Annotated in this window: 4 protein-coding genes; 2 read left to right on the top strand and 2 right to left on the bottom strand. The window is 69.9% G+C overall.

Annotated features, from left to right (window positions below; all coding sequences use genetic code 11):
- Positions 1 to 95 precede the first annotated feature (95 nt).
- On the bottom strand, positions 96 to 809 hold the full coding sequence (locus B7R21_RS20600; RefSeq protein WP_253259667.1) for a DUF1697 domain-containing protein: 714 nt from the start codon (positions 807 to 809) through the stop codon (positions 96 to 98).
- On the bottom strand, positions 806 to 2,443 hold the full coding sequence (locus B7R21_RS05920) for an ABC-F family ATP-binding cassette domain-containing protein (RefSeq protein ID WP_116282327.1): 1,638 nt from the start codon (positions 2,441 to 2,443) through the stop codon (positions 806 to 808). Before B7R21_RS05920 ends, B7R21_RS20600 begins: the two co-directional genes overlap by 4 nt.
- Positions 2,444 to 2,692: 249 nt before the next feature.
- On the opposite strand from B7R21_RS05920, the gene B7R21_RS05915 reads away from it, so the two are divergent.
- The gene (locus tag B7R21_RS05915) at positions 2,693 to 5,587 is read left to right on the top strand and encodes a phosphatidylglycerol lysyltransferase domain-containing protein (protein WP_216364128.1); all 2,895 of its coding nucleotides are present in this window, start codon (positions 2,693 to 2,695) and stop codon (positions 5,585 to 5,587) included.
- A gap of 95 nt (positions 5,588 to 5,682) precedes the next feature.
- Positions 5,683 to 6,684, top strand: coding sequence for an aldo/keto reductase family protein (locus B7R21_RS05910; protein WP_116282325.1), 1,002 nt, complete (start codon positions 5,683 to 5,685; stop codon positions 6,682 to 6,684).
- Positions 6,685 to 6,689: the final 5 nt, after the last annotated feature.

The raw sequence follows: 6,689 nt of genomic DNA, 5'->3' as shown, positions 1-6,689 counted from the left end.
CTCCCGGCCGCGATCTGCGCCTCCTTCGGGCCTCGGATCGGGTCGGGCGGGGCCGGGCCTGCGGGTCAGGCGGGACGGGAGAACGGGGGGCGCGGTCAGGCGGTGCGGGCGCGGAGGAGGGCGGCGAGCTTGTTCGCGGTGTTCACGTTGCGCGCGGTGTAGACGGGGCCGAGCCTCTTCCAGAAGGTGGCGGGCACACGGCTGTTCGAGATGCCGTCGGGGTGCCAGGAGTAGATCGCGTACTGGCTGGCCGCGAAGACTTCGGGGAGGGTGGCGTCCGCTTCGGGTAGCTCGAAGGAGGTGGCAGCGCCCGAAGAGCCGGCGGGGGTGGCGGAGGTGGCGGAGGTGGCGGAGGTGGCGGAGGTGGCGGAGGTGGCGGAGGTGGCGGAGGTGGCGGCAGGGGCCGCATCCGGAGCCTGCGGCAGGAACGTGACGACGAGGCGCGAGAGGTCGGTGCCGACGGCGAGAAGCGGGTTCTGATCGAGGATCGCGAGGAACTGAGCGGCCGACAGCACCACGAAGCCCGCGCGAAAGCCGGCTGCGGCCTCGAACGCGCGCTCGATGGCAGCGACATCCGCGAGCCCGAGTGGCCGGGCCGAGGCGAAGACCACGTTGCCGCTCTGCAGCAGCGTCTTCACGTCGGAGAAGCCGAGCCCCTCGAAGACCGCGCGGAAGTCGGCCATCGTGATGCGGTTGTTCCCGCCGACGTTGATGCCCCGCACCAGACCGACGTACTGCTGCGGAACGGCCGCCATGCCCGCAGCCGAAGCGACAGAACCGGCAGGAGCGGCAGGGCCGGCGGCGCTCACAGCTCGCTCACCTGCCCTGCTTCCACCCGCAACTGGCGGTTCAGAGTCACCGTCTCGAGCATGCGGCGGTCGTGGGTGACGAGCAGGAGCGTTCCCTCGTAGGCGTCGAGCGCCTGCTCGAGTTGCTCGATGGCCGGCAGGTCGAGGTGGTTCGTGGGCTCGTCCAGAACCAGCAGGTTGACCCCACGGGCCTGCAGAAGCGCCAGGGCCGCCCGGGTGCGCTCACCGGGCGACAGGGAGTCGACGGGCCGGTCGACGTGGTCGGCCTTCAGCCCGAACTTGGCGAGCAGGGTGCGCACCTCGGCGAGCGGCATGTCGGGCACGGCCTCGCTGACCGCCTCGAAGAGCACGGTCGTACCCGCCAGCTGCGCCCGGGCCTGGTCGATCTCCCCCACGGCGACGCTCCGCCCGAGGGATGCCGACCCCGACGACGGCGCCTGCGTGCCGAGCAGCAGGCGGAGCAGCGTCGACTTTCCGGCACCGTTCGGCCCCGTGATGCCGATCCGGTCGCCGCCGTCGACCTGCAGCGAGACGGGGCCGAGCGTGAACGATCCCTGCGAGGCGACGGCAGCGCTGAGCGTCGACACGACGGCGCTCGAGCGCGGCGCCTGCCCGATCGTGAACTGCAGCTGCCATTCCTTGCGCGGTTCGTCGACCTCGTCGAGGCGCGCGATGCGGCTCTCCATCTGGCGCACCTTCTGCGCCTGCTTCTCGCTCGACTCCGCGGCGGCCTTCCGCCTGATCTTGTCGTTGTCGGGCGACTTCTTCATGGCGTTCCGCACACCCTGCGACGACCATTCGCGCTGCGTGCGGGCGCGACCCACGAGGTCGGCCTTCTTGGCTGCGAATTCGTCGTACTCCTCGCGGGCATGGCGACGGGCCGTCGTGCGCTCCTCGAGGAAGGACTCGTACCCGCCGTTGTACACGGAGATGCTGTTCTGGGCGAGATCGAGTTCCACGACGGTCGTCACGCAGCGCGCCAGGAACTCGCGGTCGTGCGAGACCAGCACCACTCCCCCGCGGAGCCCCTTCACGAAGCTCTCGAGGCGGGCGAGCCCGTCGAGGTCGAGGTCGTTGGTGGGCTCGTCGAGCAGCACGAGATCGAATCGGGAGAGCAGCAGTGCGGCGAGCGCCACCCGGGCGGCCTGCCCGCCCGAGAGGCCGGTCATGGGCAGGGTCACGTCGAGCCCGAGGCCGAGTTCGGCCAGGGTGGCGGGGATCCGGTCATCCAGATCGGCGGCGCCGCTCGCCAGCCACCGGTCGAGCGCAACGGAGTACGCGTCGGCATCGGCGGCGTCGCCCGATCCGAGCAGCTCCGAGGTGCGCTCCATCTCGAGTGTCGCCGAGGTCGCACCGGTGCGCCGGCCGATGTAGTCGGCGATGCTCTCGCCCGGGATGCGCTCATGCTCCTGGGGCAGCCAGCCGACGAAGGCGTCGGCCGGAGCGAGGGAGACGGCACCGGCGAGCGGAGCATCCACTCCGGCGAGCAGGCGGAGCAACGTGGTCTTGCCGGCACCGTTCGCCCCCGTCAGACCCACGACATCACCGGGAGCCACGGTCAGGTCGAGCCCGGAGAAGAGGGTGCGGTGGCCGTGGCCGCCGGAGAGGCCCTTGGCGACGAGTGTTGCTGTCATGCGTCCAGTCTGTCAGGGGCGGGTGATCGGCGAGGGTCTGGCCCCCATCGATCTGCACCAGCAGGCCATCCCGTCGATCCGGCACGCCGTCGATGAGGCCCGCCGGACCGGGCCACCGGGCCCGCCCCACTTCGGGTGAACGTCTGCCCACCCGACGCAGGTCTACGGTGTTGGCACTGCGACGACTCTAAACTGGGTTGCACCAGACGGGGGGCGCCCACGCCCGCTGTCGCATCAAGGGGGCTCCACGTGGATCATTGGCTCGGCACCATCCCTCCCGCCGCGGTTCTGCTGGTCGTGCTCGTCTTCGTCGCGGTGGAGAGCCTCGGCGTGCCCCTGCCCGGGGAGACCATCCTCATCGCAGGCACCCTCGTGGCGCTCGGCGGCAGTGTCTCCCCGTGGCTGGTCGGACTCGCAGCCGCGGTCGGCGCCGTCGTCGGTGACACAGCGGGCTACTTCATCGGCCGCCGGTTCGGGGTGCGCCTGTTGGCGGTGCTCGCCAGGCGTTTTCCCGACCGGTTCAGCCCCGACCGCATCCACCGCGCCATCGGCGTGATGAACCGCTGGGGCGCCCTGGCGGTGTTCGGCGGCCGGTTCGTCGCGTTCCTGCGGGTGATCGTCGGCCCGCTGGCCGGCACGCTCCGGATGCCGTACCGCCGTTTCCTCGTCGCCAATGTGCTGGGGGCCATCGTCTGGAGCGGAGCGGTGACGCTGGTCGTGACACTGCTGGGCCGTGCTGCGGAGGAGCTCATCCACCAGTTCACCTGGTTCGCACTGCTCGCGGTGGTGGTCGGCATCGTGGTGCTCGCCACAGTCGCGGTCTACCGGTCGCGCCGCCGGGCAGCTGCGGCAGCGACCGCCGCGCCCGCACCCGCACCTGCACCTGCTCCCGCAGCGACCGCGGGCGGCACCCCGGGGTCCGGCGGAACCCCGGATGCCGCCACCCCCGCCCTCACGATGAGCGACCTCTTCGAAACCGACGGCAGCCTCAGCCCCCTCGCCGCCTCGGCCGGTCTGAAGCCCGGCACCCCCGGCAGTGCCGCGGGCCCCGGAGTCGCTGGTCTCGCAGGAATCGGGGCCGCCCTCGTCACCGTCTTCACCCCCGTCGGCCGCGCCATCAAGCGCACCCCGTTCACCGCAACACTTCTCGGCCTCTTCCTCGTGGCGGGCATCGCCACCGGCGCTCTCTGGGATCCGATCACCGCGCGGCCCTGGTACGCATCCATCGCCTACGGGGTGCCGGCGACACTCGACGGCCACTGGTGGAGCGTCATCACCGGCACGTTCTTCGCACGCCTGCCGATCCACTACGCGATCCTGCTGGTGGGGCTGATCGTGGGGGTCGGCTGGGCCGAGCGCACTTTCGGCACCTTCCGTACGTTCGGCATCTTCGTCGGCGGCCAGCTGTTCGCCGTCATCGGAACCGTGTTCTTCCTCCTTGCGGCCCGTTCGTTCGACAGCGAATGGGCCAGCAGACTGTCATTGCAGCACGACGTCGGACCCTCCGGCGGCATGTTCGCCTGCCTCGCAGCGGTGCTCGTGACGCTCCGGGCACCCTGGCGCCTCCGGGCACGCTTCGCCCTCTTCGCCTTCGTGACCGTGTCGCTCATCTACATCGGCACGCAGTCCGACATCCAACACTTCTTCGGAGTGGTGGTCGTGATGGTCATCGTGCCGTTCCTGCAGCCGCGCGGCAGCCGTGTCGGCCGGCCGAGCAGCCGCGAGTGGCGGATCCTCGCCTTCGCCAGCCTGGTCATCCTCGCCGTGGTCGAGGCCATCGGCACACTGCTCCCCGCAGACGACGCCACCACCAGCGCCCTGGCGGGGGCGAGCACCTGGGTCGACGTGGCGATCGATGTCGTGGTCATCGCCCTGATCGCGAATGGTGTGCGGCTCGGGCACCGCCTGCCCTGGCTGGTCGGCGTCGTCCTCGGTGTGTTCAATGTGCTCGAGTTCGTGGTCCTCGCCGCCTACGCGATCGTCGCGCGCGACTTCCCGCCGAGCCTGTTCGTGACAATGACGAACTCCTCGCTCTGGATCGCGCTGCTGGTTCTGCTCTGGCTCGGTCGCGGCGCCTACCGGGTGCCGTGGCGGCGGTCGCGGCGGATCGTGCGGCAGACGACGGATGCCCGCAAGACCCCTCTCGCCATCCTCACCAACGACGGCGGCGGCACCCTCTCCTGGATGACGATGTGGGACGAGAACCAGTACTTCGTCACCGCCGACGGTGAGAGCTTCGTCGCGTACCAGCGGCGCTCGGGCGTCGCGCTCGCCCTCGGCGACCCCATCGGTCCGGCCGACAAGCTGGGCGCCACGATCGCCGAATGGGTGGCCGAATGCGAGCGGATCGGTCTCGCGCCCGCCCTGTTCTCGGTCTCCGATGCCACTCTGGCCGTCGCCCCCGAGGGCTGGACGCACCTGCAGGTCGCCGAAGACACGATCATCGACCTGCCGACCCTCGAGATGACGGGAAAGAAGTGGCAGGTCATCCGATCGGCTCTCAATCGCGCGGATCGCGAGAAGGTCAGCTTTCGGATGACCGTGCTGGCCGACGAGCCGTGGGAGATCGTGTCGCAGGTGCGCGCCATCTCCGAGGAATGGGTGGGTGACAAGGCCCTGCCCGAGATGGGCTTCACACTCGGCGGCGTCGACGAGGCGCTCGACCCGCACGTGAAGACCGCGCTGGCTCTGGATGAATCGGGCACCGTTCAGGGCGTGCTGAGCTGGCTGCCCGTGTTCGGTGCCGACGACACCGTGCGCGGCTGGACGCTCGACCTGATGCGCCGCCGCGACGACGGTGCCTTCCGTCCCGTGATGGAATACCTGATCGCCTCCTCGTGCCTGCACTTCCAGGCCGAGGGCGCGCTCTTCGTCTCCCTCTCGGGCGCACCGCTGGCGCACGCTGCGGGGTACGAGGCGAGCGGGATCGACGCGGTGCTCGACTCGCTCGGCAAGGTGCTCGAACCGCTCTACGGGTTCCAGTCACTGCACAACTTCAAGACGAAGTTCAACCCGCGCTACGAACGCATGAGCCTGCTGTACCGGGATGAGGGCGACCTGCCGAAGATCGCACTCGGGCTCACGCGGGCGTTCCTCCCGCACGAGTCGCTGCTCGGCATCGCGAAGATGGGGCTGCAACGCTGAGACGGATGCGCGGGCATCCGCCCACCCGGGCATCCGCCCACCCGGCCATCCGCCCACCCGGCCATCCGCCCACCCGGAGAAGCTACCCTGAGAACATGGAATTCAGGTACCTCGGCAACAGCGGACTCAAGATCTCGGAGATCACTTACGGCAACTGGCTCACGCACGGTTCGCAGGTCGAGAACGAGGTGGCCCGCGCGAGCGTGGCCGCTGCCCTCGAGAACGGCATCACGACGTTCGACACCGCTGACGCGTACGCCGCGACCGCTGCGGAGAAGGTGCTCGGCAAGGCGCTGAAGAACGAGCGCCGGTCATCCATCGAGATCTTCACGAAGGTCTACTTCCCGACCGGTTCCGGGCCGAACGACACCGGTCTCAGCCGGAAGCACATCATGGAGTCGATCGAGGGCTCGCTGACCCGGCTCCGCACCGACTACGTCGACCTGTACCAGGCGCATCGCTACGACTACGAGACGCCGCTCGAGGAGACGATGACAGCCTTCGCCGACATCGTGCGCCAGGGCAAGGCGCTCTACATCGGGGTGAGCGAGTGGACGGCGGCGCAGATCCGTGAGGCGTCGACCCTCGCGCACCGGCTCGGCTTCCAGCTCGTGTCGAACCAGCCGCAGTACTCGATGCTCTGGCGAGTGATCGAGGCCGAAGTGGTGCCTGCGTCTGTAGAGGCCGGTCTCTCGCAGATCGTCTGGTCGCCTGTCGCCGGCGGTGCTCTCAGCGGCAAGTACAAGCCGGGCGCGCCTGTGCCGGAGGGCTCGCGCGCGACCGACACGAAGGGCGGCGCGAACTTCATGACGCGCTGGCTCGACGACGACACCCTCACCCGGGTGCAGAAGCTGCAGCCGATCGCCGACGAGGCCGGGCTCACCATGGCGCAGCTCGCTGTGGCGTGGGTGCTGCAGAACCCCAACGTCGCCTCGGCGATCATCGGGGCATCCAAGCCCGAGCAGATCGCGTCGAACGTCGCTGCGTCCGGAGTGAAGCTCGAGGCCGGCCAGCTCACAGCGATCGACGAGGCGCTCGGCGACCTCGTCACGCGGGACCCCGCGCTCACGGTGTCGCCCGCCTCGCGGGTCGGTTAGGGTCC

Source organism: Subtercola boreus (genome assembly GCF_003399625.1).
GTDB lineage: Bacteria > Actinomycetota > Actinomycetes > Actinomycetales > Microbacteriaceae > Subtercola > Subtercola boreus_C.
This window is presented reverse-complemented; position numbering and strand designations above follow the sequence as displayed.

Coding starts and splice junctions, on each gene's coding strand:
- B7R21_RS05920 (WP_116282327.1), bottom strand. CDS start 2,443: ATGACAGCAACACTCGTCGCCAAGGGCCTCTCCGGCGGCCACGGCCAC.
- B7R21_RS05910 (WP_116282325.1), top strand. CDS start 5,683: ATGGAATTCAGGTACCTCGGCAACAGCGGACTCAAGATCTCGGAGATC.